Origin of the sequence: Novipirellula aureliae (genome assembly GCF_007860185.1) — a bacterium.
Lineage (GTDB): Bacteria > Planctomycetota > Planctomycetia > Pirellulales > Pirellulaceae > Novipirellula_A > Novipirellula_A aureliae.
In genome coordinates, this window is the sequence record NZ_SJPY01000001.1 from 304,684 (window position 1) to 330,084 (window position 25,401).

Below are 25,401 nucleotides of genomic sequence, written 5' to 3' on the forward strand. Positions count from 1 at the left end.
CTTGTTAAAGATCCTCGAGCATATGGATCTTGTTAAAGATCCTTGAGCATATGGATCTTGTTAAAGATCCTTGAGCATATGGATCTTGTTAAAGATCCTCGAGCATATGGATCTTGTTAAAGATCCTCGAGCATATGGATCTTGTTAAAGATCCTCGAGCATATGGATCTTGTTAAAGATCCTCGAGCATATGGATCTTGTTAAAGATCCTTGAGCATATGGATCTTGTTAAAGATCCTCGAGCATATGGATCTTGTTAAAGATCCTTGAGCATATGGATCTTGTTAAAGATCCTTGAGCATATGGATCTTGTTAAAGATCCTCGAGCATATGGATCTTTAACAAGATCCACTACCGCCGTGGCGGGATTGTCCTAAACCAACTTGGCCAGGATCTGGTTGAAGGTTTCGCTCGGACGCATCGCACGACCTGTTTTTTCTTTGTCTAACAGGTAGTAACCGCCGAGATCGACCGCGTGCCCTTGTGCGTCATTCAGCTCGGCAACAATCTTGTTTTCGTCTTGTTCGATTGCATCGGCGATCGGCTTAAACGTGCTAGCGATTTCCGCATCCTTGGTCTGATCAGCCAACGCCCGTGCCCAGTACATCGCCAGATAAAAATGGCTTCCGCGAGTGTCAAGCTCACCCACTTTTCGCGATGGCGATCGGTTGTGGGTGAGAAACATTTCATTTGCTTTATCGAGGGATTCAGCAAGCACTTGAATTTTCGCATCCGACTTTTTCCGCCCAAGATCGTCGAGCGAAACGGCTAATGCCAAGAATTCGCCAAGTGAATCCCAACGCAAATGGCCTTCTTTGACAAATTGTTGCACATGCTTGGGTGCCGATCCGCCGGCCCCCGTTTCGTACAAACCGCCCCCCGCAAGCAGCGGGACGATCGACAACATCTTGGCACTCGTCCCCAATTCTAAAATCGGGAACAAGTCGGTCAAGTAATCACGCAGGACATTGCCGGTGACCGAGATTGTATCGAGTCCCTGCTTGGCTCGTTCACAAGTCGCCTGCGTCGCCGCAACGGGATCGAGAATACGAATTTCGCATGATGATGTGTCGTGATCTTTCAAGTAGGCTTCGACTTTAGCAATCAGGTTCGCATCGTGGGCACGATTGTTATCGAGCCAGAAAATCGCCAGGTCGCCGGTCAGTCGCGCTCGCTCCACCGCCAATTTCACCCAATCGCGAATCGCGACATCTTTGGCTTGGCACATTCGCCAAACGTCGCCCTTTTCCACTGACTGTTCAAATAGGAGATTGTTCTTGGAGTCGGTCACACGCACGGTTCCCGACTGCGGCAACTCAAAGGTCTTGTCGTGCGATCCGTACTCTTCCGCCTTCTTCGCCATCAACCCGACATTGCTCACCGAGCCCATCTTCGTAACATCGAAGGCACCGTTCTTTTTGCAAAAGTCGATCACTTGTTGATAAACACCTGCGTAGCATCGATCCGGAATCATGGCGATCATCGGATGAAGTTTCCCATCTGGTCCCCACATCATGCCTGAGGTGCGTATCGCCGCTGGCATCGATGCATCAATGATGACGTCACTGGGAACATGTAAATTGGTGATCCCACGATCCGAATCGACCATCGCCAATTCAGGACCTTGCTGATAGACAGCATCGATGTCAGCTCGGATTTCAGCCTGTTTTTCTTCAGGCAACGTTTTCAGTTTTGCTTCAACACCTCCCATCCCATTCTTGAGATCAACGTCGAGTTCCGCAAAGGTATCGGCATGTTTGGAAAACACATCGGCGTAATAGACGGCAACGGCATGGCCAAACAAAACAGGATCGGACACCTTCATCATCGTCGCCTTGAGATGTAGCGACAGCAGGACGCCTTGATCGCGGGCAGCCTTGACTTCGGCAGCATAGAACTGGCGTAGCTTCGCCACGCTCATGCATGATGCATCGACCACTTCGCCCGCGTCAACTTGGACCGATTCACGCAACACCGTTTCGTTGCCTGTCGAATCGACAAATGTGATCTGCAGTGAGTCCGCACCGGGGATGACCGCTGATTTTTCGCTGCCGTAAAAATCGCCGTCCGTCATGTGGGCGACGCGAGTCGGTGAATCGCTGCTCCACTCACCCATCGAATGGGGATGGGCTTGAGCGTACTTCTTGACAGGAGCCGCGACTCGGCGATCCGAATTGCCTTCGCGAAGAACGGGATTGACGGCGCTACCGAGTACACCAGCGTACTTGGCTCGAACCTCTTTTTCGGAATCGGACTTAGGATCAGCAGGATAGTCGGGGACCGAGAAGCCAGCTGCCTGCAATTCGGCGATGGCTTCGGTCAACTGCGGGATGGAAGCACTGATGTTCGGCAGCTTGACGATATTTGCTTCGGGATGTTTGACCAATTTGCCAAGTTCCGCCAAAGCGTTATGGCTGAGAGAGCGGTCCTTTTCGGATACCGCCTCAGGGAACGTTGCCAATATCCGGCCAGCCAACGAGATGTCCTTGGTAGCAATTTTGACGCCAGCCGTTTTGGTGAAAGCTTCGACGATTGGCAACAGGGAAAACGTCGCCAAACAGGGTGCTTCGTCAGTGTAGGTATAGATGAGATCCGCAGTCGTTTCGGACATGGTCAGCCTGTGGGGGGGTAAAAGTTGTGAACTCAAGCATCAAAGGGTCGCCATTTTGTCAGGAAATGTCAATAACGGGGGCCGCGCATAGGTTGTACGGCGTGCCCAGCGGGCCCTGCGGCAAAACGGAGCAAGAATGTGCCGAAAAAAGCCTGGATATGCTGGACAGATCCCCCTAAGCTGTGATAACACATGATTCTGTGACGCTAAAAAACGATCGATCGGTCTGGTATTTCCGCACTCCTTCTAAACGATAGCTTGCTGTGACTTTCCCTGAACTTTTGTCGCACACTCAAGTGGTCTCCATCGTCGGCGACATTTTGAAAATCAAGGCCGACGCAGTAGGCCTCGGCGAGCTGGCGATGGTCGAAAATGGCGATTCCATTCCCTCGTTGGCGCAAGTCACGGAGATCGATCGCGACGATGTATCGCTGCAGGTTTTCGCTGGCGGTAAAGGACTCCGTTCCGACGCTCGCGTGAGATTCCTCGGTCATTCGGCCCAGGTGACCTTTTCGGATGAAATCCTCGGCCGTGTGTTTAACGGTGTTGGTGAGCCAGTCGACGGTGGCCCGAATTTGAATGGGCATCGAAAGATCAACATTGGCGGTCCCTCGGTGAATCCCGTCATGCGTGTCGTTCCGACCAAGATGATCGAAACCAAAGTGCCGATGATCGACGTCTTCAATTGTTTGGTCGAAAGCCAAAAAATCCCGATTTTCTCAATCGCGGGTGAACCCTACAACGAGTTGTTGGCCCGAATCGCAATCCAAGCAGATGCTGATGTGGTCGTTTTTTGTGGTCTGGGACTAATCTTTGATGAGTTCTATTTCTTTCGAGATACGTTTGAAAACGAAGGCGTCTTTCCGCGAACGGTTATGTTCGCAAACCGTGCATCGGATCCGATCGTCGAACGGCTACTAGCACCCGACATGGCGTTGAAGACAGCCGAGCGGTTCGCGGTTGAACAGAACAAACGGGTGCTGGTGTTGATGACGGACATGACCGCTTACGCCGACGCATTAAAGGAAATCGGCGTGGCGATGGAACGCATCCCTTCGAACCGCGGTTACATGGGTGATTTGTACAGCCAATTGGCGTCACGCTACGAACGAGCCTGCGACTACAAGGGCGCGGGCTCCGTTACCCTGTTAGCTGTCACGACAATGCCCGGTAACGACGTCACTCACCCCGTCCCCGATAACACGGGATACATAACCGAGGGGCAATTCTATCTGCACGACGGAATGATCGACCCGTTTGGTTCGCTGTCACGATTGAAGCAGCAAGTGATTGGTAAGGTGACTCGCGAAGATCATTCGACGGTGATGAACACGATGATTCGGCTCTATTCGGGTGCCCGCCAAGCCGAACAAAAACAACAAATGGCATTCGAACTATCAGCCATGGACGAAAAGCTGCTAAAATTTGGTGACCTGTTCAAAGAACGGTTTATGCGGATCGATGTTGCGGTCGCTCTCAACGATGCACTCGATTTAGGATGGCAAACCATGGCCGAGTGTTTTGAGCCAGAAGAATTGTTGGTCCGCGAAAACTTGTTGAAAAGATACTTTCCAAAACAATGACACTGGCACTCAACAAAACGACACTCAAACGACAAAACGATCATGTCAAATTGTATCGTCGTTTCCTGCCATCCTTGGAACTGAAACGCCAGCAATTACAAACCGCTTGGAGTGAATCGAAAGAAGAACTCGCGGTGATCGAGGCTGAAGTCGAGGCGGTTAGCGCAGAACTGCAACCGCTTTATCCTCTCGTCGGTGCTTCGACGATCGATGTTGGCGAGATGGCGCACTGGGTTCGTGTCGTCGCGGTCAAGGTGGAAACCGAGAATGTCGTCGGCACGTCCGTTCCCAAACTGGGAGACCTCCAAATGGAAGTGACCAATTATTCGCGGCTGATCATGCCATTTTGGATCGACTCCATGATTGAAGCGCTCCAGAAAATGGTTCGCTTAAAAGTACAGGTCCGAATCGCAAGGCAGCGAACCGAGGTGCTCGGGTTAGCGCTGCGGCGGATCACCCAGCGAGTGAACTTATTTGACAAGGTATTGATTCCCCGCGCTGAAGAGAACATCCGTCGAATCAATATCTTTTTGTCCGACCAAGAGCGTGCAGCGGTTGTGCGCAGCAAGATTGCAAAGAGTAGATAGTCGTAGCACAGGCTTCTAGCCTCTGCTCATTAGAATACACAGGCTAGAAGCCGGTGCTACGTTAGCCCCCATGACCAACGAGAAGGTCCATCTGTGGCCATTGTTCCCCTCCAAAGCGTGACCCTGATCGGCGAGTTAAAACGCCGCGACGCAATCGTTCTCGAACTGCAACGCTTGGGCTGTGTCCATCTGGTCGACTTAGCAGCCCCGAACGGCTCAAAGAATACGACATCCGATCGGCATGGTGATCTGAAAGCAGCGATCGCGTACCTCGAGCAAACGCCTGAAAAACGGCCGGCTCCATCCAATACAGCCACGAACCGTGAATTGAAGCGAATCGCTGCGGAGGCATTGGAGATCCAATCTGAATCGCGGACGTTGGCCGAAGAACAAGAAGAGGTAGCCGAAAAAGTTGACCAAACCCTACCTTGGGGAAACTTTCATCAACCGACAGCCGACGAACTTGCTGGACGACACCTTTACTTCTATCGCCTGACACACCAACAGGTTGCAAGAATCAAACGCCGCGACGGGGATCGTATTTTTGCGCAGGGCAATCGCATCCACTCGGATCGACGCAACGAATACTGGTTATTTATCGCTGAAGCCCCAATCGCCGACATGCCGGTGGAACCGGAGGAACTGGATCCCCGTCCGCTCGAAGAATTGCAAGCTCGTTTGCTGGAAATCAGCGAACAACGTGAACAGCTACAACTCCGACGCATCGCCTTAACCCGTTGGCTCGATCAACTGAGGTCCAAGTACGTGGCGATTCAAGATGAAAACGAGCGAATTGTCGCAAGGGGTCGATCGCTTGTCGAAGGTCCCATTTTCGCCCTGCAGGGCTGGGCGCCAAAACGTCGGATCGGCGAACTCGAAACCTTTGCACGGAGAAATACGTTGGCCTTCGAGTCGCACGCGCCGTGTAGCAGCGATGATCCGCCGACATTGTTATCTAACCCCGCACCGATTGCCGGTGCGGAAGGTGCCGTCACGTTCTTTATGACTCCTGGCTACCGAACTTGGGATCCGACGTGGGTCATGTTCTTTTCGTTTTCCGCCTTCTTTGCCATGATCTTGGCGGATGCCGGTTATGGATTGGTGCTCGGAGCGATATTGGCAGTGGCTGCGAAGAAGCTTGGACGTAGCGAATCGGGACGCCGATTTCGCCAACTGGCGACGTTCATGGTCTTCGTTTCGATGGGCTATGGCATTTTGATTGGCAGCTACTTCGGATTCTCGCCACCATCGGGAACCTTGCTCGATCGAGTCGTGATAAAAAGCGGCGGTGTTTCGATCATGCAAGATCGTGAAGCGATGATGTTTATCGCTGCGACCATCGGTGTCTTTCACTTGATCCTGGCCAACGTGATCGTCACCTGGCGTTGGTTTGGGAGCAGCCATGCACTTTCATCCGCAGGTTGGGTTGTGGCACTACTCGGCGGTTGGGTCATCGCCGTCGCCATGTTACCCAAACCCGACATGATGTCCCCAATCGCCAATTGGTTCGGTGGCGAAGCGGTTGCCTGGAAAACCGGTTTGACGAATGGGGGGGCATGGATGTTGGGGATTGGACTCGGCATGGTGTTCTTGTTCTCTAGCACTCGGCCGCTGCTATCGAAGAGTCCCCGTGATTGGTTGATGCGAATCGCGGACGGTTTCATGGGATTGACGAATGTCACGAAAGCATTTGGCGATGCGCTAAGTTACCTGCGACTGTTTGCACTCGGGCTGGCCAGTGCTCAGCTGGCCATCGTTTTTAATGGACTCGCCGAAGATGCTTCGCAGATGCAAGGCGTCGGTGTTCTGCTGGGATTGCTGATTTTCTTGATCGGGCATACCTTGAATTTGGTGCTGGCGGTCGTCGGTGGTGTCGTTCACGGACTACGTTTGAATTGTATTGAGTTTTTTGGTTGGTCGCTTACTGACGAGGGACAACCGTTTGAAGCCTTTGAAATGAAAGCAGATAAGTAATGGACGAACCCTTTTGGAACATGATGGGCATGATCGGGATCTACGCACCGTTAGCACTCGGAGCGATCGGAAGCATCCTGGGCTGTAGCGCGGGCGGACAAGCGGCTTGTGGTGCAATGCTAGATGTTGAGAGCGGCTACGGTCGGTTGGTGGGTTTATCGGCTCTGCCATCTTCACAAACCATCTATGGCATCGTTGTCATGTTGTCGCTCAACCGCACTGTCGATCTCCAATCCGCTCCGGGGCTGTTCGCGATCGGTGTCTCATGCGGTATCGCGTTGCTGTTTAGCGGCGTCTATCAGGGCCGATGCTGTGCTTCAGCCATCCACGCCTCAAAAAGCAAACCAGAGGTATTTGGATTGTCCGCCGCGCCGGCTGCCATTGTCGAAGGTTTTGCTGTCTTTGCATTTATCTTCGCATTGATTTTGGCTGGTAGTTTACCCGTAGCCACAGGAGGCGTATAAGCCATGGCGTCTACCCTAACATCCGATGCAGCCAATCAATCGAAATCGGGCAATCCCGTTGGCGTACAAGAGCTGATTGATCGGCTGAAATCCGAAGGCGTCGCTGAAGGCAAACAGCAAGCAGAAGCCTTGCTGGCCGACGCCAAAAAACAAGCCGAGGCGGTGATCGAAAAAGCGGATGCCGAGGCTCAGAAAATCCTTCGAGAGGCTCAGCATGAAGCGGACCAAATCAAGAACAATGGCAAATTGGCTCTCGCACTCGCTAGTCGTGATGCCAACTTGCATTTCAAGGAACAACTCGAACATGAATTCCGTGGTTGGATCGCTAACCTCGTTCACAAACAACTCGATAAGCCCGATTTCCTGGCTGATTTGATCCGCGAGATAGCCAATCGGACAATCGCCTCGGTAAACGGGGAAGAAAGCGAAACAGACAAAAAGTTACTCGTTTTGGTGAGTGACGAACCGTCGGCTGCACTCGATACGTTTGTCCAAAACCAAGCCGAGCAATTGCTGCGTGAAGGGGTCGAGTTGCGGGCGAGTCGTGCAGTGAGTGACGGTTTCCGAGTTCGGCTCGCCGAGAAGAATATTGAGATCGACTTTACCGATGAAGCCGTGACCGCTGCCCTCATGCGATTTTTGGCTCCAAAGTTTCGAAAGATTGTCGAGCTGTCTTCCAAAGAATCAACCAATGGGTAGCCCGGCATGAAGTCTTACTACATGTTCGTGGCCTCCTTGCCACCGCTGCCGAGCGAATTTGATGCCGGGCCGATTCCTATCACGGCATCGACGCTGGGGGATCGCTTGTCGCTTTTGGATGACCAAGATCGACATGTGCTTGACCAACTTGCTGACTTTTTCCGTTGGGACCGGCAACCAGTCGACCGCAGTGATGCCGAGGTGATCGAAAAACATCAACAGTTGCGGAAGGAGGTTCACAATCCCCTCGTCCGAAAGTTGATCCACCATCGATTTCAAATGCGAACCTTGGTCGCAGCCGTCCGTTGCCAAAGAGATGGATTGCCAATGCCAATGCTACCCGACATGTCCGTTTCCAAATCGATCCGACGTTATTGGAACCAACCCTATTTCCAATTGATTACGCGAGTGCCTTGGTTAGAAAAGTTTTGCCGTGCTCTCGATGACGCTCAGCCGCAACTGGCTCAGCGGCACCTATTTGATGAACTATGGCGGCTTTGGAGTCGCTTGAACCAGAGATATCATTTTTCATTTGAATCGATCGTTCTTTATCTCGCACGCTGGGAAATCCTCCATCGCTGGTCGAGTCAAAACGCCGATCGGGGCCGCGAACGGTTCGATCATCTTGTCGATGAGATCTTACAAGAAACAAACAACAACTAAGAAGACGCGATGACTATCACAAAGACGACGTCCGCCACTGCAAAAGTCTTGGGCGTTAACGGCAACATCGTTCGCTTGCAAATGAGCGATGGGCAAATCATGAAGAATGAAGTTGCTTTTGTCTGTGTCGGTGACGAACGCTTGAAGGCGGAAGTGTTGCGGATCAATGGTAACGAAGCCGATTTGCAGGTCTTCGAAGATACCGATGGGATTCGTTTTGGTGATTTCGTCGAGCTTTCCGGCGAGTTACTTTCCGTTTCGCTCGGCCCAGGGCTGCTAGGCACCATCTATGATGGACTGCAAAACCCACTGAGTGAATTGGCTGAACTCGATGGCTTCTTTCTGAAACGAGGCCGCGATGTGGCAGCGCTCGACCCTGACCGCTTGTGGGACTTCACCCCCATTTGCAAAGTGGGGGATGTGGTTGTTGCCGGCCAAGTTCTTGGCACGGTGCCGGAAAATCATATTCGTCACAAAATCATGGTTCCCTTTGATGCAACTTCGGAAATGACGGTAAAGTCGATCGCCGAAGGCAGATTAAAAACCAATTCCACCATTGCAACCCTTGTCGAACCAAGCGGACGATCTCGCGATGTGCCCCTCGTGCAGCCATGGCCGGTACGGACACCGATCCCGGCATCCATGCAACAACAACGCATCGTTGATCGTGAATTCCCGACTCAGCCCCTAATCACGACGACGAGAATTGTCGACACCTTTTTCCCGATTGCCCGTGGTGGAACCGCTTGTATTCCTGGACCCTTTGGTGCTGGCAAAACGGTGCTGCAAGGCTTGATTGCACGCTACTGCACCGTGGACGTGGTCGTCGTTGTCGCTTGTGGCGAACGGGCAGGCGAAGTGGTCGAAACGATTCATGAGTTTGCGGAGATGGACGACCCGCGAACAGGTGGCAAGCTGATGGATCGAACGATCATCATTTGTAACACTTCATCCATGCCCGTTGCCGCACGCGAAGCGTCGATCTATACCGGGATCACACTCGGTGAATACTATCGGCAAATGGGCTTGAATGTTTTACTACTAGCCGACTCCACTTCACGCTGGGCCCAAGCGATGCGAGAAACCAGTGGACGGCTTGAGGAAATCCCAGGGGAAGAAGCCTTTCCCGCCTACTTGGATAGTGCGATCAAGACGTTGTATGAACGAGCAGGCGTGCTGCGGTTGGCCGACGGCGAAACGGGTTCGCTCACGTTGATCGGCTCGGTCTCGCCTGCAGGAGGCAATTTTGAAGAACCCGTTACTCAATCGACTTTGGGTACCGTCAAATGCTTTTTGGGATTGTCGTATGACCGAGCCTATAAACGGTTTTATCCCGCGATTGACCCGCTAATCTCATGGTCACGCTATCGTGAGCAGCTTGAAACGTTTTTTGAAACCGAAGTCGATCCTCAGTGGAACGAAGGCGTATCGGCAATGCATCAATTGTTGCGTGACGGTGAGAGCATTGACCAAATGATGCAGGTGACGGGCGAAGAAGGAATCTCAATCGAAGACTATGTTATCTATCAAAAGTCATTGTTCTTGGACATGGTCTACCTGCAACAAGACGCTTATGACCCCGTCGATGTTTCGGTCCCGCTCGAGCGACAAAAAGAAACATTCCTTCTCTGCCAAAATCTGATCCATCGAAGTTATACGTTTGAAGAGAAAGAGCAGGCTCGAACCTTCTTCACCAAATTGACCGGATTGTTCAAGAACTTGAATACCGCGCCAACCGACTCAGCCGACTACAAGCGATTCCGCAAAGAGATTATCGACCTAGCGACAACGTCGTAGCAAGGTAGGCTGGGTACAAGTCGCGGTAGCGATGCAGACCCAGCCTACGCCCACTTCAACGCTGGAGAGTCTAAACTGGCTCGGCTTCAACGGGATTTGTAGTACAATGCGTTGGACGTTTACTTTTATGAGGCAGTTCTGGTATGAGCACAACAACGTTCACGGATCAAATCGAGTGCCCTGAATCGGATGGGCGACCTACGGGTGAAACGGATACGCATCGACGCTAGATGATTCGGATTTTTGATCTGTTAGAATATCGCTATCGCAAACAGAGCAGCAACAAGCCGAACAAGAACGGGCAGCACGACCGGCAGCCGAGGCACGTGCAGCGCAGTTGCAAGAAGAACTCGATCGCCCGCGTCGTGGCAAAATAAACGAGTGTTTCAGCGACATTACAACGTGGGGTAGGCATCCTGCTTGCGAATTCGTACTTGTCGCAAATCGCAGGCTGGAAGCCTACGCCACGAATAGCACGAACCCTCACTAAGGCGAGACGCCAACATCCTGTTCTTCGTCGAATTGGCCTCCATCGTCGACTAGGTTTTTGCCGACCGAATAAACGGCAATCGTGTCACCGATGACTTTCAACTTCATCGTGGAACCGTCGAACGGATCGGTAGTCACGGTTTCTGACAATTCAAGGTCCTCGATCGACGTATCCACGCCGAGCCGGCTGTCTTGCCATGCGGCCAAAATCTGAATCGCTCGTGCTTTTGCTTGACTACGCCGGAGCGTCTTCAATCCAATTGCAATTCCGGACGCGACCAGAGTCGAAAAAACGCCGTCTGCTTGCGGATTTTCCGGAGCAACGCCTACGGGAGCCTTTGCATAGGACTCGACCGCGGACATGGTATCGAGGTAGGCTGAAAGCTCTCCGAGCATGATCTGGAACGGAGCCAAGGCAAAGGACTCAAACGACGACAGTCCGAAAGCTCGTTCGGTATCGATCGCGTGAGTGAATTGCTCCGCTAAGTCGACTTCGCCGAAGGCGTCGAGCAATTGAGTGCGCAGCGGTGGTGATGCATCGTTTGCGTACAAACATTTCGCCGCTAGGTCGGCGGCCTGGAAGTACAGCGCAGCACTCATCAAATAATTCACCAGCAACGGTTGATCTGCGACGCGTTCGCTCCAATGGAGAACTGCAATGGCATCGACGACCGCCTCATCAGTCTCTCCATCCGCCAACGACATCAAGCCATGGGCGTAAAGAATACGAGCTACCATTTTGATTTGCCCAGCTTGTTCGGAAACATTTTCCATTAGCGGCGTCGGGCCGCTGGCGTAGTCGTAGTCTGGATGGAATGCTGGCAGCTGTAGTGCTTCTCGCAGTTTTCCGACTAGCTCAGGCCGTTCGCTGGCATTCATCCTGGCGACTTGGACGGCACCGATATTGAACTGCTCGTCGGTCGTCGCATCTCGCGTCGCCTTGGCAAGCTGACGCTCGTAGTCTGTTATCTCATCGGACAACGACTCGATCATTATTGCCGCGTTCTGTGAATCATCGACCGGCGGGGGCTTGAGATCCGCAATTCCTACGGGTTTGCCCGCTTCACGCAGTGGAGCGAGTCGGGCCTCGACTTGGCGAGATGCTCGCCAGTTCAAAACCGCAACCACCAGAATCACGATGGAGACGACTGAGAGGAGGACGATCGCCGTCCACTTGAGGAGCTTTCTTAAGCGTTTCATGAAATAATTCTGTGTGTAAGGTTTGTAGATTGGCGAGATGCTGAATAAACATAGCTTGAGATGATCTAGCAGACGGTGTTGCTACAAAACGACTCGACACAACCGCTGCCGACCGATCCGAGCTGCGAAATAAGGATTCCGCTGAACGGTTAACGAACGCATAGACAAGCAAACTGAAAAGTAGCATGCACGGAGCAGCAAAAGTTGCCAAGCGGTCAACTCGCGAAAGCCATTGGCGATAGTTAGAGTTTGCAACCGTCAAGCTAGCTGCTGTGGTTCGTTCGGCATCAATCGCATCAAGTACCGCGACTCGCAGCATGGGCGGTGGTTGTAGATGCTTTAATCGATGGAGGGATTGTTCGACTTGGTCGTGTTCGCTCATCCGATCTGCTCCTGAATACTCGATCGTAATTTTGAGATTGTTCGCCGGTATCGGCTAGCACACGTCCCTATCGGCAATTCCAGTACGTCGGCAATCTGCGAGAAGGTCAACTCGGAATAGATTTTCAAGTGAATGATTTCGCGGTCTTCGGCTGATAATTTTTGTAAAGTAAGCTGCAACAACTCGGTATCCTCCGCGTACGAATCGGTAGCCTGTCGATCCAAATGCTCACCAAGTTCCATTGATTTCGGACGGCGTGATTTCTGACTCAGCCATCGATTGGTCTCATTGCGAGTTACCGCAAATACAAACGCATTCAAATCATCGACGTTTCGCAAACGATCGCGATGCCGAAACAACCGCACGAAAACTTCTTGCAGAATCTCGGCGGACGCGTCACGGTCGCCCGCTAAGACTGTGACGTAGTGAAACAACGAATTGGCAGTCGCATCGTACAATTCAGCCCAAGCCGATTGCTCATCATCGGCCAAACGCATCGCCAAACTGCTCATCGTTGCTCCAAAAGTTAATCCTATTTACGTTCAAGACCCTCCCACCAGGCTGATTTATTCAGCAAACCGGGCGGATTATCGGAAAAACTTCTTGAGCATCGTTGTTGTCAAAGCCTCTTTTGTTACTTTCCTCGTTTCCTGTTCAGCCCGTTGCAAGATTCGAGAACACGCCCTTAGCAAGAGTGACTTCGCTCCCCGCCCTGCTTATGAAATCGCGGACACACCGGACGAAGAATACCCCGACGCGATGATTTGCCAGAAGACAATCGAAGATTTACGCCAATTAAGCACCGGTGATTCTCCATTCTTTTTGGCCTGCGGTTTCCATCGTCCTCATTTACCCTTTCATGCACCCAAGAAATACTGGGACTTGTATCCAGAAACGGAAGTCAAGCTGCCCAACAACATGTACTTTCCCCAAGGCCTTTCGTCGGCGTGTCAATACAGTTGGGGCGAGATGCGAGCCTATCGCGGTATCCCAGACAAAGACCCCGTCTCCGACGAAACCGCTTGAAACTTGATTCGCGGATACCATGCGTGCGTCAGCTTTATCGATGTACAAATTGGTCGACTCCTCGAGGTTTCAGTGAAATTAGGTGGAAGAGAAGCGGACTGGCGTTTTCTCAATTGGAAGCCATAGTAGCCGTACTCTTCAGCGTTTCGGATCCCTGATTTAGGATGACCCGGCTGTGGAACGAGTTGATAGACAATCCCATCAAGATCTTGCCTGATGAACATGTGATCGTTTCAACCATTGATACGGATGCTCACCAAGCGTCCAGTGCCAGTTGTCGCTGCTTCGACCGCGTGAGCGTATGGTCGTATGGCGAAAGGGATCGAGCACAATGAACTGAGCATCGCCCCACTCGAATTGATAGTAGTTCTCTGGCAGACCAATTCCCCGTTCCGATTGATCGTTGCCAGTGAAGAGGTCATCCGGAAAGGGATTCGGTAGATACCGCTTGCGAGTCAACGTCGCCCAAACATTTGATCCACGATTGCCCGCTTCACCATCATGATTTCCAAAGGCAAAGTACAGGGGTGCAGAATGACAAAGCTGGCCGAGACAATAGCGCTGAGCAAGATACTGAGGTTCTGCTCGTTCGGGTTTGATATACTTGCCCGTCATGAACGTATCGCCCAACGCAAAATGAAAGTCTGGCTGATCGACGCGGACGTTTCCAAGCGTTCGCAAATAGACATCGCCACTGGTGTTTTCGTCTAAATACGAATCCGCTTGCACCGTAAAAGCAAACGATGAGCCAGGATCACGTTGCGTATGAAACGAATACTCTTCACTCTTCCGCGTCTCACGGTCACTCGCCTCGTAGATGAGTCGATAATACTAACGAGCGTTCTTATCAAGCGTATCATCTACGAAATCACGAGGTTGCCCCGCTTTGAAAACTTGGACTGGCGTTTTTGCTGAGTGAGCTCCGTGCCGCAATCCATAACTCAAGTGTGCCTGTGCATCTTCATAAAACAGGACTTGCATCGTGATGCATTGATCGCCATTTGCGTCGATCTCGTCAACATGCTGACGAACGAATCCGCCCATGGTATGGGAGGCTTCACCTCGACGCCCGGCGTATTCATCAAGTGTCAATTGGGCATCGCCGTTCTGATTGTAAAGTTTGAAAACTTCACGACACGCTTGTTGCAGTTCGCTTTGCTCCAAAAAACCATCCTTATTCGCATCCATTTCCGATGCGTGTACAACGAGCCAAGGTTTGCGTTCGCGGTCATTCGCAGCGACGTTTCCTCAGTTGCGTTTTTCGGCAAGGGGGATCGATAGAATCATGCTACGCGCCGTCACAAACAGCTCGGACTCGTCCTTCGTCAGACAAACATTGGTCGGTTGCTCGGGAGTCGGGAAGCTGCCAGTTTGTTTTCCCAGCGAGTTAAAGACCACGATCTGCTGGCTTGCCAAATAGACATTCCCACGCGAGTCGATTGCCATGCCGTCAGCTCCGATTTCGGCGAAAACACTCTTGTCGGCAAGCAATCCGTCGGTTTGAATGGCATAGCGGTAGGTCCGGTCGGCTCCGTGATCGGTGATAAACAGCGTCTTGCCATCTGCGGAGCCTACCAATCCGTTTGGCCGCACCAAGTCGTCGGCGACACGAATCACCGAATCACCAGCGGGTGTGATGTAATAGACGTGTTGTCCATCTTGCGTTGGTGTCCCCCTGCCGTAGAGCGGATCAGAGAAATAAACACCCCCGTTCGGAGCGATCCAAAGATCGTTCGGTTTGTTGAACGGCTTGCCTGCGTATTTGTCGGCAAGCGTCGTTAGCTTCCCGTCTTTGCTAAGTCGTGCAACGCGGCTTCGTTCGCCTTGGCAGATAACGAGATCCCCTTCCGCATCGATTGCAAGGCCATTGGCGCCGCCGGAGTCTTCGAGAAAGACTTCCAGTTGGCCAGTCGGGTCGCGGCGATAGATACGGTTTGCTCGAACATCGGTGAAATAAATGTTTCCATCGGCATCCCCGACTGGCCCTTCAGTGAATTGAAACTCGGTTTCCGGATTGAGTTGGGTTGCCTCGGTAGGACGTTTTGATTCAGAGTTTGTCGATGGGCCTCGTTGTCCTTCGTTCTGGTTCGTTCGTGTACCGGGTTGTCTTTGTTGTCGATTTTGCTTCTGTCCAGGCTGGTTTGCCCGAGGGTTTGTTTGGGGCATTTGCCGAGGCGATGACTGGATCTGGCCTTGCGAAGCCAACTCGGTCAACGTCCCCTTTGGCTGCAGCTCACGATCTCGCAGTGCCGGATGGTCTGGTCCATAGCGGTAGGCTCGAAACACTGCGTTGGACATTGGAAAGGAATCCTCCAAGACTTTCACAACACCTTCCTTGGTCACGGGATTGATGTACTCCCAAACAATCTCGGCATCCGGAGTGACTTCAAAGAAGTGCCCTTCGGTCATGGCACAAACAAGCGTGTTGCCATTGGGCAATCGCTGCGCACCAGAACCAATGTGACTAAAGAATCCCTGGTTGCTGCGTGAGTAGTACATCCAAACGATTTGGTTGGAGACCCATCGTGGCGTCTTTTGTGAATCGCGGTTGGGGTGCTGCCAACGAAAGTAGCCGGCATCAGGTGGATTGACGTAGACTTCCGCACGCTCGCCCAGCTCGTTGACCATCCCGTTGATCTCGAGGACGTAAGACTGCGGCGTTCGTTCAAACAAGTATTGGGCGTTGTTGAAGATCAGAAAATTGCCTGCGCCGGGCAAACCCTTATCGATCCAGTGAACGTCGTGCGCACCACCGATCTGTTTGTGCCCCGTTGTCGATTGGGTCCAGTCGGCCAGGATCGAGGGCGGGTCGCCTTGCCCATAGCGTGCGGGATCACCAAAGCGATACAAAAAGTCGCCCGCAGGACCGGCTGCACGACGAATACTCTCTTCGGGGTCTCCGGCAACAAACGTCCCATCGTGATCGATGACATAGAACTCACCTTGAACGGAGTTCGTGACCACGTGGCCGAGTTGTGGGTTGTAGTCAAGTGAATTGCAATGCAGCCAATCACGTTTTACTGGCCGACCGGGAATGTTAACATTAATCCGATGAGGGTAGTCGGCGACCGTCTTGCCCTGATCGATGTAGTTGCGTTTTGTGGGGTCGACGTCTTGAATCGTGTGATCGAAAAATCGCCACTCCCAAACAATATTGCCCTGCATGTCAATCTCGACAATCGTGTCCAATTGCGCACCGTCGTAGGGACCGTTGGCGGGATCGCAACCTGCGTCGATCGCCTCTTGGTGCGTGATCTCGCGATTGGCGATATACAGCGTCGTCGGCTGACCAAGTTGTTTGTTGAAAATCCGCACCCAATCGTGGTGCGGTTTGTAACCGGGGCGTTGCTCGTCATATTGCCATACGACGTTGCCGTTCCAGTCGAGTTCGCGAAAACCGCCAAATCCACTCGGGTCGTCCTTCGATGCATCGAGTAGGTTTCCATTCTCTAACAATTGAGGTGTCGTACCAATCGGCCAAGTGTTCACGACACGTCCTTCCATGTCGATCAGGTAACTGGTACCCCGTGTAGAAAAGAGCGTGTAGCCATGGAACGACTGCTGTTGATCCCAATGGATCAATTCCGTCGGTCCGCGAAGCGACTCGTGAGCACCGGCAACGGCGATCACCATCAGGATGATCACGAATGGAAGGGAGCGAATCATTGTGTGAATCCGATAGGTTGGTGATCTAGTTCTACTTCACCCTCGCGGCGAAGCGGTCGTGCAGTTTTACAGTGCTTGTTTTACAGGCGTTTATGCTTGTTGTACCTCTCCCGGCACAGCCCGGGGAGGTCCGACGGGCGCCCTTTAGGCGTTCGCGAGGGAGGGGGCCCGCAGAGCACTTGCACGAAGCGCATCGTGTAGGCCCCCTCCCGAACGACGGCTCGGCCGCCGCGTTCGACCTCCCCCAAACTGCGTTTGGTGGAGGTGGTTAAGTTGTTGCCTTAGCTGGAGTTAAAAACTGCGTGACCTGTGCGTTTGGGGAGGGTGAAGTCGTCGTACTTACTTAACTTGATGCGTATGGATACTCACTACTTGTCCCCAGTCTCCCGCCTGGCGACACACTGTTTGGGAGACTCCCGCCTCCCGTACTCAGCTCGGCAGACGGGAGCCTGCGAAGCATCCCGTGATAAGACAGGAGCCTTGTAACGGGACATTAAAAGCTTAGCGTTGACGTCCTCCGCCACGCCCTTGTCCCCCGCGTTCGCCGCCGACGCCGCCCTTTCTTTGGCTGCGGTCACCGGTAACAAGCATCGGTGCTCCGATCGGCTGCTCGATGGGCCCCCCAGGCGTCAGCACCTTGTCCTCCAGCCCTGCGTAGTTTGGAGCGTAGCGATGAATTTTAAAAACGGCGTTCCATTGGTGCCCGCGGTGGTCAGTGCCAGGCTCTCCGTCAGCCGCCAACGTGTAGCCCTTAAATGCCTGCGTATCGTTTATCAGCAGACCAAGTGTGCGACCGTCACTGCGAATTTGATCGTCACCGGGAACACCGTGGCCAAGATCGACACCCGAACTTTCCAACAGTGAAGGTCGTAGTGCCGTGTCGCTTTGACGCCTCTGCGGTCGGCCTGCCGTGGTGTCTGCCGTACTACTCGTTAAAACAGCCTGCTCAGCCTGACGGACGGGCCGGAAACCGATGTGGTAATAGCTATGATTCGGGTCATCAGGGCCACGATAATAGGATGGGTTGCGATTCGAAACGCGACCATGCCCCCATTGACCATTGAACCAACTTCCACCGCGAAGTACGCGATAAGTATTGCCGTCTTGAACCGCCGTTCCTGAACTTGGACCGGTAGGGTTGTCGACCGGTCCGTCAGCGTAATAGTCGCGGTTGTACCAATCACCCGTCCATTCCCAAACGTTACCGGACATGTCGTAGAGACCATAGCCGTTGGCACCATCTGCGGTCACATAAGTTTCTTGCCTACCGGGCCAGTTAAAAGCATCTTTGTCTCGGACCGTACCATTGTAAAAAGCAACCGGCGTCGTCCACGGATACGGCCCCGTCTCAAAGGGATCAGCCGAATTCGGCCAATTCGCCCGCTCTTGATCAGGCTCATCACCCCAGGGGAAGATTCGATATGTCTTCGTCAAGCCGCCGCGTCCTGCATACTCCCACTCCGCTTCGGTCGGAAATCGATACCCATTCTTGGTGAAGTCGCAGGCCCACGTTCGCGTGTCATAGCAAGGAGCAAGGCTCTCCTGCTCGCTAAGCCAGTTGCAATAAGCTGTTCCGCCGTGCCAGCGAACGCAAACGACCGGGTGCTTCTCTTTGTCAGAACGTACGACGAATTGCTTCTTGGCATTGAATGCAAGCTGCGAAGCCGCGTCCGAAGCCAACGTATCGCAGTAGACGATGTCCGTCCCAACCTGCACGACCTGTCCCTCGCGTAATTCGATTGCCTTCGCCATCCACGCGTCATTCAAAAAATCGCAATACTGCTGATTGGTTGTCTCGGTACGCTGCATCAAGAACGAGCTAATCGAAACGGTGTGAATCGGAACCTCATCGTTTCGATGCTCTTGTCCACCGAGATCATGATGGTCACCCATCTCGAATTGACCGGCAGGTATCAATGCGAATCCGTCCACTGGCGCTGGCTCACTACGTAGTGATAGTTCCGACGCAACAGGACGTTCCGATCGTGGTTGTTCTATCTGTGTTCGGGCCGGCTGAGGTCTTGACGACGATTCGCGTTCAGCCTCGTTTTCCGCTTCACGCGAGTTTGCCGGACGCATTTCTTCACGCGATACACGCCCGTCGCCATTTGCGTCGAGCTTCGTAAGTGACATCGCCGCACTCTTTATCTCATCCGCCGAAAACTCGCCATCATGGTTTAAATCGAGAGCTAAAACAACAGGATTTCGCGACACGCCGCCGCCACCACCTGCTCCGCCGCCCCTTCGATTCTCCGACTGACCTGGAGCTTGAGCCTGTCGTTGTCCTTGCCCTTGTCTCGCCTCGCCGGACCGCGAAGCCTCTCCGCCGCGGTTCGCCTGGCTTTGAATTCTAGCTTGCTGCCTCCGCTGCGTCCCTAAGTCTTGCCCTGCTGTCGCCCCTTGCTGATAAGGATCAGGTGACCGCTGCTGAGCATCGGTTGTCGAAACAATTGAAACAAGCAATGCGGTCGCTAAACCGATTCGCATATTGGTACGTATCATCGTTCGTTTTCTCCTCCAGCTGAATGTGCCGGTTCTGACGCGTTTCGTTGTGGATGATGAAATGGGTGAGAGAAGAAATCAGGTGCCAGATCGGATTGATCGATCAGCTCCAATTCCAAACTCTTGGGACCGCCACGTCCACGAGGCAGACCACTGAGCAACATTTTGTGAATGGTCCCGTTGTCGGCATCGAACCAAATCTCAATCTGCTTCGGGCCTCGAACCTCACTCGACTTGCGAATGCCGACCAACTGAGACAGAACCGATCCGTCGGTCGTCTTGCCCTGCTCGTGCATCAGCTCGATTTGATACCCGTTCTGTAACTGCGACAGATGCGAGTGGATATTCATGAACGGAATGTCTTGTTGCTGACCAGGCACACCACCACGAAAGCGGTTCAGGTCCTCACTCACATGCACGGGCCCCCCTTCACGGAAAGCCCAACTCACCTTGCCGTCGGATCCCGTCGTTCTCTGTATTCCTGAGCGTAGCATTGCGGTGAGAACATATTGATCGGCTCCTCGTACAAACAGCGTCGCACCGTCGAGTTGTTGTTCCGCTTCACGGTCCCATGCTTCTTGTGAGAGATTTCTTGGCTTCTTGTCACGCGGATACTCTTCGACGACATGCACGCGATACGTCCGATCAAACGGCCTCGCCGCAGCTTCGATCACTTTCTCGAGACACAACCTTCCCGCCGAAACGTTTTGTAGCGGCAAAAGCAAAACCGCAGCAAACAATAGTGAAGCTGCGATAGCAATGGTCGAGACCAGAATCGCATATCGACGAACGGGCTTTTGCCCCGACGCCGATTCGTTATCAATCGCAGACATCAAGTTGCGAATGCGTTTGGCATCGCGATTTTCGTCACGGCTACCAACATCGGATAGCAGACCATGCACCAACAACGATTCCGCCACCTGCTCGTGAAACGCTTGGAAGTACTCGCCTTGCTGTTCGCACAAGTTCTCCGCATCGCCATCAAACCAATCCGATAGAAAATCCTCGGGCCGGTCGATCATGTCACCACTCCTCCGCCGTCCAAAACCCCTTTTTTCTTCAGGCATTCGGCGAGCATCGCACGACCACGCTGCAGACGTTTCTTACAAGCTTCGATCGATATTTGACATTGACATGCAACCTGGCTCGCAGGCATCCCCTCGAAGTACCTCTCTCGAATGACGCCTCTCTGTTTTTCAGGTAAATCGTCAACACAACGATGCAAGGCGGCAACTTTTTCGTCCCAGGTGTCGCCAGCCATTTGAGTGATGTTTTCAAAGTGGCGATCAACGACTGCTAACACCGTTTCATGCAGCTGAACCGGAGCAGATTTTTGCTTTCGGTAATGAGCCTTCACAAGCCGCGAAGCGATCCCCCGCAACCACGGACCGAAGGGACGGTCAAGATCGCAATCGTCGAGTCTTCGCCAGGCGACCAGCATGGTTTCCTGGAACAAGTCATCCACCGCGGCCTCGTCACGCAACAGACTACGCAGGTACACGCTCAGCATTCGTGAATTCTCACGCACTAGAATTTCGAATACTTTTCTTGCCTTGGGGTCCAAAACGTAGTCCGCTCAATAGGGACGGCAGTGAATTGACAACAGTGAATGGCGGCCGTGTTCGGCCACGCTTTATTGTTTACTGTCGCAGCCAGAACGTTTGGGGACAACTATTTTTGGAAAATCAGCGGGAAGTGTCGAAAACCTTGACGACCTCCGCCACACGCTAATCCGATGTTCGTCCTGACTAGCCGTAGGCGGTTGCGTCAGCCACGCCGAGCATGCGGAGATAAACGGACAAGATTCCTCGGTGATGAACGGTATGATTGAAGACCCAAGTCCGCAGGCATTCGCCTTTCGTGATGGTCATCAACGTTTGCTCACCCGCTTTCATCGTCCACATTTCCCCCATCGTTTCATCGGATGTCCGCTCCAGAGCAGCCCGCGCGAGGGAAACATTCTGATCGAAAGCTTCGATGATTTTGGCAGGATCGCTAAGCGATGGAGTCTCGTACGCCGGCCCATCAACGGGTGCTAAATTGAAAACGTCCTCGTCAATGATGAATTGGGTCCAGCCGACAATTTCTGCAACATGATTGGCATTCCAACCAAGAGTATGGAGCGATTCGTTCGCTTTCCATTCCAATTTATCAGCGGGAACTTTTTCCAGGATTTTCCGGGTGCAAGCCATCTCCCGATCAAATTCTGGAAGCATGATCGAAGCGATAGACGTAGACGAGACAGACATATTTCGGTTCCTGTAAAAAGGGAAACGTTTCAAATAGCAGAACGAGATTCTATCAGGTTTTCCCAATCGCCCTGAATCGATAGATCAAAATATTCCTTCAACCAGGATCGGCGGAGCAAAAGTGACTCGAGCCGTTAAACGATTCTCCAAAAAGTTCGATCATGTTGATTTTAACTCGATCACTCCACAGTCGTTGTCACCTTCGGTAACGGTAATCATCGCGACGGGTTTGGATTCGTCGAGGTACTTTCCGCCGAATCGATCGGTGGGAAACCCACCGCCTTCTGGCGTCTGCAACATGAAGACAACGACCTTGTACGTTCCCAGCGGTGCGCCATCACCAATGCCGTCAAAACTCGCCTGAAATCGTCCGTTGGCATCCACCGTCGCCGCTGGCGCTCGGCGATACTTTGGCTTGGAGGAATCGGCAGTTCCCGTATCCGAATCGACAGGAATGAACTTGAGCGTAGCTCCCACGGCGGGCTGACCGTCGAGCAGCACCGTCCCAACGACAGGGTAAAGATCAACGTCGATGGGTTTGGATTCAGAACAGCCCGGAAATATCAAGGCAGCGAAGGCTACAGCGTTTATCAACGAAACATGAAATTGCAAATGGTTTGTGTGTTTCAAAACTCTTCTCCTACATCATCGCCACGCGATCGAGATACCAGGGCGTATAGAATCTCGGCTTCGATCGACTCGGATAGAAAATGAACACTTCCGTCTAGGAAAACAGTGTTCGCGCCGCCGACATGGAAAGCGTACACTCCTTGCCGGTTATTGCAGTTCACGTTGCAGGGCCCTAGCCCCGTCGGCGACCATGACAGACCATCGGCTTGGTAGGACAGAATCCAAGTGCAACCGCGACCGGCCCACGGTGCCCAGGCTCTTGCCGCCGTCGGCGCGACTTCATGCAGTCGTCCATTGATCCAAGTATCTGTCTTGCCAGCTTGTTCAATGAACGTCAACGTGTGCGACGAACCATCGGTCGTGAGTGTCCGAATGGGACGTTGATAGATGGCACCCGCGCCAAAGAATCCCGTCGAGTTTTCGCTCATCGGCGAGAGAGCCCCCATCGCCCAAGGGTCGCGTAAAAATGGCGTCGCAGGAATGGCGTAGGGAAAGCCCCAACTATAGACCGCCGAGTAATCGGAGGTGGCCGCCGTTCGGTCCAGATAAACGTCAAGAGTGGAACCGACGGCGCGCTGAACACCGAACTGCTGCGAACCACCGACCGCCGACGGGCATCGGTAGAGTTCTAGCGGCGCATTGATCGCGAGTTGGTTATCTTCATGGAACCAATCTTTCTCGCGATCATAACGATCCCATACGGCCTGCTGCTCGATGAACGGCAACAACTCCGTCAGCGGACTGCCGGCAATGCCGTCCTTAAAATTCCCTGCCTTCAAGTTGCAGTAAGCGTCGCCATAAGTTGCTGCCGGCAACGCCTTGTGCGTGTCCTCGAACAACAACGTCGCCAAGCCAATCTGACGCATCCGGTCTTGGCACTGCATCCGACGAGTCGATTCTCGCACCGCCTGAACAGCAGGCAGCAACAACGCGATCAGAATCCCGATGATCCCGATCACAACCAGAAGCTCGACCAGCGTGAATCCGCGTTGTTGCGGCCGTCGTTTTCTCAAATGACTGACCTCCTTGCAGCGAAGCATCAACCGCGTCCTTGGGTTGTGCAGGATCGTCGGCGGCGTCGAAACAAGATCGAGCCGAGCGATCCAATCCCCAACAATGCCAATGATGATGGCTCTGGAACAGCCGTCGTGGTCGCATTGATCGAGAATCGCCCTGCATTGGTGTCCAAGCCATAAAAACCAGCCGGTCCGGCTGTCGTCATCATGTCGGCTTCAAACGAAAACCCAGACGATGAATTGACAAACGTTGCATCGTCGATATCCAGTTGCCAGATAATCGCGTTGGCATCTAAATTTTGAGTCAGTGTCAGACCTTCGCCAAACGTGCCTTCGCCAAACGTGGAGGTTGGGTCGTACTGAAGCGCAATCTCGCCGATGGCCAAAATGCCCAACGGAGTATTGAAACGCAGTGCCGCGTCGATGCCGACCTGCTCGCCGCCAGTCAGGTTTGGACCGAACGCACCAAAACCTGGCGTCGCGGCGGTCCAACTCGAAAGGAACGAAGAGATCGAGGAGGCGGTGTCATCAAAATCGAGATTCGTCGCTTGACGAACACGGCTGTCGGGCTGCACCACCGATCCGCCATTGATGTTTGCCGTTACTCCTCCAGGAGCGCGGTCGAAGGAAACCGATGGATAGTTGGCTGCGTCGATGAGTTGTCCTCGAGTCAACGTTGCGGCGTCGTTGCCAACAAAGAACCGATCGGCAAAAGCTCCGTTGGTTGCCGTATCAGCGAGCGAGAATGTCGCGGTGCCGCCGGTCACAACGGCGGCTTGCGACGACGATATGCCGAGTAGGATCGAAGACAACGTGAAAACAAGGTTACGTATAGTCATGAGTAAAACTCTTAAGTGTGAAAGTGAAAATCTTGGGAGGTGAAAGTTAAAATGTCTATTTCAAATCTCGAACCATTTGTCGAAACGGTTCGTGCATCTTCATCAGCAATCCGCTGATTTGGGGATCGGCCTTGGCAACGCAACCTTTGTCGATCGGTGGCGTCGGATCGTACTCGGCAAACAACTGAACCGCTTCGGCGTATTCGTCGCCGCGTAGGTCTTGAACCATCTTCAATCCAAAATCCAATCCGCTGGTCACTCCAGCACCGGTGATCCGGTTTCTGTCCACGACCACTCGCTCGTCGATCGGCGTTGCACCGAACTGGGATAGCAAATCGCGAGTGATCCAGTGCGATGTTGCTTTGTAACCGTCCAGCAAGCCGGCAGCACCGAGCAAGACCGACCCGGTGCATACGCTCGTCACGTATCCGGCATCACGACCTTGCCGGGCGACGAAATCTAGTGTCACATCGTCGCGAGCCGCGTCGATGGTTCCCGTCGATCCACCGGGAACGAATAGGATCGTCGGTTTGGTGGGACACTCCGCAAACGTCATGGTGGGACGAATCTCAATCTTGGTATCGGTAACGACGGGCTCAAGCGACTTGGCAACCAAGTGAACTTTCGCGCCCATCATCACGGCAAACATGTGATGTGGCCCAAACAAATCCAAAGCGGTAAAGCCAGGATACAACAACATCACGATCTGCTCGTCGCCGACCCAACCGGGCGGCCATTGCATCGCGTGGTCGTGAACGTTGGTTTCAGGATCGCTTGGTTTGGGTTCGTCGGCCGTAGCGACGCGCGAGACCAAAGGGAGCGCACTCGCACCCAACGCGGATGCTAATACAGCACCGATGAACTGCCGTCGCTGTGAAGGGTTGGGGATTGGATCAGGCAAAGGAAGCAACTTTCTGTTTCGGAATGAATGCTGGTTTGGAATAAATGGGTGCGCGCAGGTCCATCCTGCAATCGCGACGCATCGCGAAAGGGAGCATCAGGAACAAGTCCGAAAAAGGCAGAC

Annotated in this window: 22 protein-coding genes; 8 read left to right on the forward strand and 14 right to left on the reverse strand. The window is 53.0% G+C overall.

The window, feature by feature from the left end; translation table 11 throughout:
- Nucleotides 1-373 precede the first annotated feature (373 nt).
- Nucleotides 374-2,611, reverse strand: a complete 2,238-nt coding sequence (locus Q31b_RS01240) for an NADP-dependent isocitrate dehydrogenase (protein ID WP_146597865.1) — start codon at nucleotides 2,609-2,611, stop codon at nucleotides 374-376.
- Nucleotides 2,612-2,874: 263 nt separating this feature from the next.
- Here Q31b_RS01240 and Q31b_RS01245 point away from each other — a divergent pair, with 263 nt between their 5' ends.
- From Q31b_RS01245 to Q31b_RS01275, 7 genes are all read left to right on the forward strand, one after another.
- Nucleotides 2,875-4,194: a V-type ATP synthase subunit B gene (locus Q31b_RS01245; RefSeq protein WP_231617213.1), complete on the forward strand. Its 1,320-nt coding sequence runs from the start codon at nucleotides 2,875-2,877 to the stop codon at nucleotides 4,192-4,194.
- On the forward strand, nucleotides 4,191-4,781 hold the full coding sequence (locus tag Q31b_RS01250; RefSeq protein ID WP_146597866.1) for a V-type ATP synthase subunit D: 591 nt from the start codon (nucleotides 4,191-4,193) through the stop codon (nucleotides 4,779-4,781). Before Q31b_RS01245 ends, Q31b_RS01250 begins: the two co-directional genes overlap by 4 nt.
- 93 nt (nucleotides 4,782-4,874) lie before the next feature.
- The gene (locus tag Q31b_RS01255; RefSeq protein ID WP_146597867.1) at nucleotides 4,875-6,755 is read left to right on the forward strand and encodes a V-type ATP synthase subunit I; all 1,881 of its coding nucleotides are present in this window, start codon (nucleotides 4,875-4,877) and stop codon (nucleotides 6,753-6,755) included.
- On the forward strand, nucleotides 6,755-7,219 hold the full coding sequence (locus Q31b_RS01260) for an ATP synthase subunit C (RefSeq protein ID WP_146597868.1): 465 nt from the start codon (nucleotides 6,755-6,757) through the stop codon (nucleotides 7,217-7,219). The genes Q31b_RS01255 and Q31b_RS01260 overlap by 1 nt, the downstream gene beginning before the upstream one ends.
- Before the next feature lie 3 nt (nucleotides 7,220-7,222).
- Nucleotides 7,223-7,918 carry a hypothetical protein gene (locus Q31b_RS01265; protein ID WP_146597869.1) on the forward strand — a complete coding sequence of 232 codons (696 nt, stop codon included), beginning with the start codon at nucleotides 7,223-7,225 and terminating at the stop codon, nucleotides 7,916-7,918.
- Nucleotides 7,919-7,924: 6 nt separating this feature from the next.
- On the forward strand, nucleotides 7,925-8,581 hold the full coding sequence (locus Q31b_RS01270) for a DUF2764 family protein (protein ID WP_146597870.1): 657 nt from the start codon (nucleotides 7,925-7,927) through the stop codon (nucleotides 8,579-8,581).
- Nucleotides 8,582-8,590: 9 nt separating this feature from the next.
- Nucleotides 8,591-10,378: a V-type ATP synthase subunit A gene (locus Q31b_RS01275; protein ID WP_146597871.1), complete on the forward strand. Its 1,788-nt coding sequence runs from the start codon at nucleotides 8,591-8,593 to the stop codon at nucleotides 10,376-10,378.
- A 486-nt stretch (nucleotides 10,379-10,864) separates the two neighbouring features.
- Here Q31b_RS01275 and Q31b_RS01280 read toward each other — a convergent pair whose 3' ends face one another.
- Both Q31b_RS01280 and Q31b_RS01285 read right to left on the reverse strand, forming a co-directional pair.
- A complete protein-coding gene (locus Q31b_RS01280) occupies nucleotides 10,865-12,067 on the reverse strand; it encodes a hypothetical protein (protein ID WP_146597872.1) in 1,203 nt (400 codons plus the stop codon).
- 378 nt (nucleotides 12,068-12,445) lie between these two features.
- The gene (locus tag Q31b_RS01285; protein ID WP_146597873.1) at nucleotides 12,446-12,961 is read right to left on the reverse strand and encodes an RNA polymerase sigma factor; all 516 of its coding nucleotides are present in this window, start codon (nucleotides 12,959-12,961) and stop codon (nucleotides 12,446-12,448) included.
- A 91-nt stretch (nucleotides 12,962-13,052) separates the two neighbouring features.
- Here Q31b_RS01285 and Q31b_RS01290 point away from each other — a divergent pair, with 91 nt between their 5' ends.
- Entirely contained in the window at nucleotides 13,053-13,475 is a 423-nt protein-coding gene (locus Q31b_RS01290) for a hypothetical protein (protein ID WP_146597874.1), read from the forward strand.
- Between the two features lie 201 nt (nucleotides 13,476-13,676).
- Here the strand turns inward: Q31b_RS01290 and Q31b_RS27765 are convergent, their stop codons facing one another.
- The 11 genes from Q31b_RS27765 to Q31b_RS01340 all read right to left on the reverse strand — a co-directional run bounded on the left by Q31b_RS27765 (nucleotide 13,677) and on the right by Q31b_RS01340 (nucleotide 25,278).
- Nucleotides 13,677-14,204, reverse strand: coding sequence for a hypothetical protein (locus Q31b_RS27765; protein WP_197170736.1), 528 nt, complete (start codon nucleotides 14,202-14,204; stop codon nucleotides 13,677-13,679).
- Nucleotides 14,205-14,306: 102 nt separating this feature from the next.
- On the reverse strand, nucleotides 14,307-14,663 hold the full coding sequence (locus tag Q31b_RS27770) for an EF-hand domain-containing protein (protein WP_197170739.1): 357 nt from the start codon (nucleotides 14,661-14,663) through the stop codon (nucleotides 14,307-14,309).
- Between the two features lie 60 nt (nucleotides 14,664-14,723).
- Nucleotides 14,724-17,141, reverse strand: coding sequence for an SMP-30/gluconolactonase/LRE family protein (locus Q31b_RS01300; protein ID WP_146597875.1), 2,418 nt, complete (start codon nucleotides 17,139-17,141; stop codon nucleotides 14,724-14,726).
- 501 nt (nucleotides 17,142-17,642) lie between these two features.
- On the reverse strand, nucleotides 17,643-19,643 hold the full coding sequence (locus tag Q31b_RS01305) for an SUMF1/EgtB/PvdO family nonheme iron enzyme (RefSeq protein WP_146597876.1): 2,001 nt from the start codon (nucleotides 19,641-19,643) through the stop codon (nucleotides 17,643-17,645).
- On the reverse strand, nucleotides 19,640-20,665 hold the full coding sequence (locus tag Q31b_RS01310) for a hypothetical protein (protein ID WP_146597877.1): 1,026 nt from the start codon (nucleotides 20,663-20,665) through the stop codon (nucleotides 19,640-19,642). The genes Q31b_RS01305 and Q31b_RS01310 overlap by 4 nt, the downstream gene beginning before the upstream one ends.
- Nucleotides 20,662-21,171, reverse strand: a complete 510-nt coding sequence (locus tag Q31b_RS01315; RefSeq protein WP_261343809.1) for an RNA polymerase sigma factor — start codon at nucleotides 21,169-21,171, stop codon at nucleotides 20,662-20,664. Before Q31b_RS01315 ends, Q31b_RS01310 begins: the two co-directional genes overlap by 4 nt.
- 220 nt (nucleotides 21,172-21,391) lie before the next feature.
- Complete coding sequence (locus tag Q31b_RS01320) at nucleotides 21,392-21,892, reverse strand: DinB family protein (RefSeq protein ID WP_146597879.1); 501 nt, start codon at nucleotides 21,890-21,892, stop codon at nucleotides 21,392-21,394.
- A 159-nt stretch (nucleotides 21,893-22,051) separates the two neighbouring features.
- On the reverse strand, nucleotides 22,052-22,522 hold the full coding sequence (locus Q31b_RS01325; protein ID WP_146597880.1) for a hypothetical protein: 471 nt from the start codon (nucleotides 22,520-22,522) through the stop codon (nucleotides 22,052-22,054).
- Nucleotides 22,519-23,562 (reverse strand): DUF1559 domain-containing protein, encoded by a 1,044-nt coding sequence (locus tag Q31b_RS01330; RefSeq protein WP_146597881.1) that lies wholly within the window; start codon nucleotides 23,560-23,562, stop codon nucleotides 22,519-22,521. Before Q31b_RS01330 ends, Q31b_RS01325 begins: the two co-directional genes overlap by 4 nt.
- A complete protein-coding gene (locus Q31b_RS01335) occupies nucleotides 23,562-24,377 on the reverse strand; it encodes a PEP-CTERM sorting domain-containing protein (protein WP_146597882.1) in 816 nt (271 codons plus the stop codon). The genes Q31b_RS01330 and Q31b_RS01335 overlap by 1 nt, the downstream gene beginning before the upstream one ends.
- Nucleotides 24,378-24,432: 55 nt before the next feature.
- Complete coding sequence (locus Q31b_RS01340; protein WP_197170741.1) at nucleotides 24,433-25,278, reverse strand: DJ-1/PfpI family protein; 846 nt, start codon at nucleotides 25,276-25,278, stop codon at nucleotides 24,433-24,435.
- Nucleotides 25,279-25,401: the final 123 nt, after the last annotated feature.

What these genes read in the sequence shown, in the direction of transcription:
- Q31b_RS01240 (WP_146597865.1), bottom strand. Translation starts at nt 2,611, where the DNA reads ATGTCCGAAACGACTGCGGATCTCATCTATACCTACACTGACGAAGCA.
- Q31b_RS01250 (WP_146597866.1), top strand. Translation starts at nt 4,191, where the DNA reads ATGACACTGGCACTCAACAAAACGACACTCAAACGACAAAACGATCAT.
- Q31b_RS01260 (WP_146597868.1), top strand. Translation starts at nt 6,755, where the DNA reads ATGGACGAACCCTTTTGGAACATGATGGGCATGATCGGGATCTACGCA.
- Q31b_RS01265 (WP_146597869.1), top strand. Translation starts at nt 7,223, where the DNA reads ATGGCGTCTACCCTAACATCCGATGCAGCCAATCAATCGAAATCGGGC.
- Q31b_RS01270 (WP_146597870.1), top strand. Translation starts at nt 7,925, where the DNA reads ATGAAGTCTTACTACATGTTCGTGGCCTCCTTGCCACCGCTGCCGAGC.
- Q31b_RS01275 (WP_146597871.1), top strand. Translation starts at nt 8,591, where the DNA reads ATGACTATCACAAAGACGACGTCCGCCACTGCAAAAGTCTTGGGCGTT.
- Q31b_RS01280 (WP_146597872.1), bottom strand. Translation starts at nt 12,067, where the DNA reads ATGAAACGCTTAAGAAAGCTCCTCAAGTGGACGGCGATCGTCCTCCTC.
- Q31b_RS01285 (WP_146597873.1), bottom strand. Translation starts at nt 12,961, where the DNA reads ATGAGCAGTTTGGCGATGCGTTTGGCCGATGATGAGCAATCGGCTTGG.
- Q31b_RS27770 (WP_197170739.1), bottom strand. Translation starts at nt 14,663, where the DNA reads ATGGATGCGAATAAGGATGGTTTTTTGGAGCAAAGCGAACTGCAACAA.
- Q31b_RS01300 (WP_146597875.1), bottom strand. Translation starts at nt 17,141, where the DNA reads ATGATTCGCTCCCTTCCATTCGTGATCATCCTGATGGTGATCGCCGTT.
- Q31b_RS01305 (WP_146597876.1), bottom strand. Translation starts at nt 19,643, where the DNA reads ATGATACGTACCAATATGCGAATCGGTTTAGCGACCGCATTGCTTGTT.
- Q31b_RS01310 (WP_146597877.1), bottom strand. Translation starts at nt 20,665, where the DNA reads ATGATCGACCGGCCCGAGGATTTTCTATCGGATTGGTTTGATGGCGAT.
- Q31b_RS01320 (WP_146597879.1), bottom strand. Translation starts at nt 21,892, where the DNA reads ATGTCTGTCTCGTCTACGTCTATCGCTTCGATCATGCTTCCAGAATTT.
- Q31b_RS01330 (WP_146597881.1), bottom strand. Translation starts at nt 23,562, where the DNA reads ATGCTTCGCTGCAAGGAGGTCAGTCATTTGAGAAAACGACGGCCGCAA.
- Q31b_RS01335 (WP_146597882.1), bottom strand. Translation starts at nt 24,377, where the DNA reads ATGACTATACGTAACCTTGTTTTCACGTTGTCTTCGATCCTACTCGGC.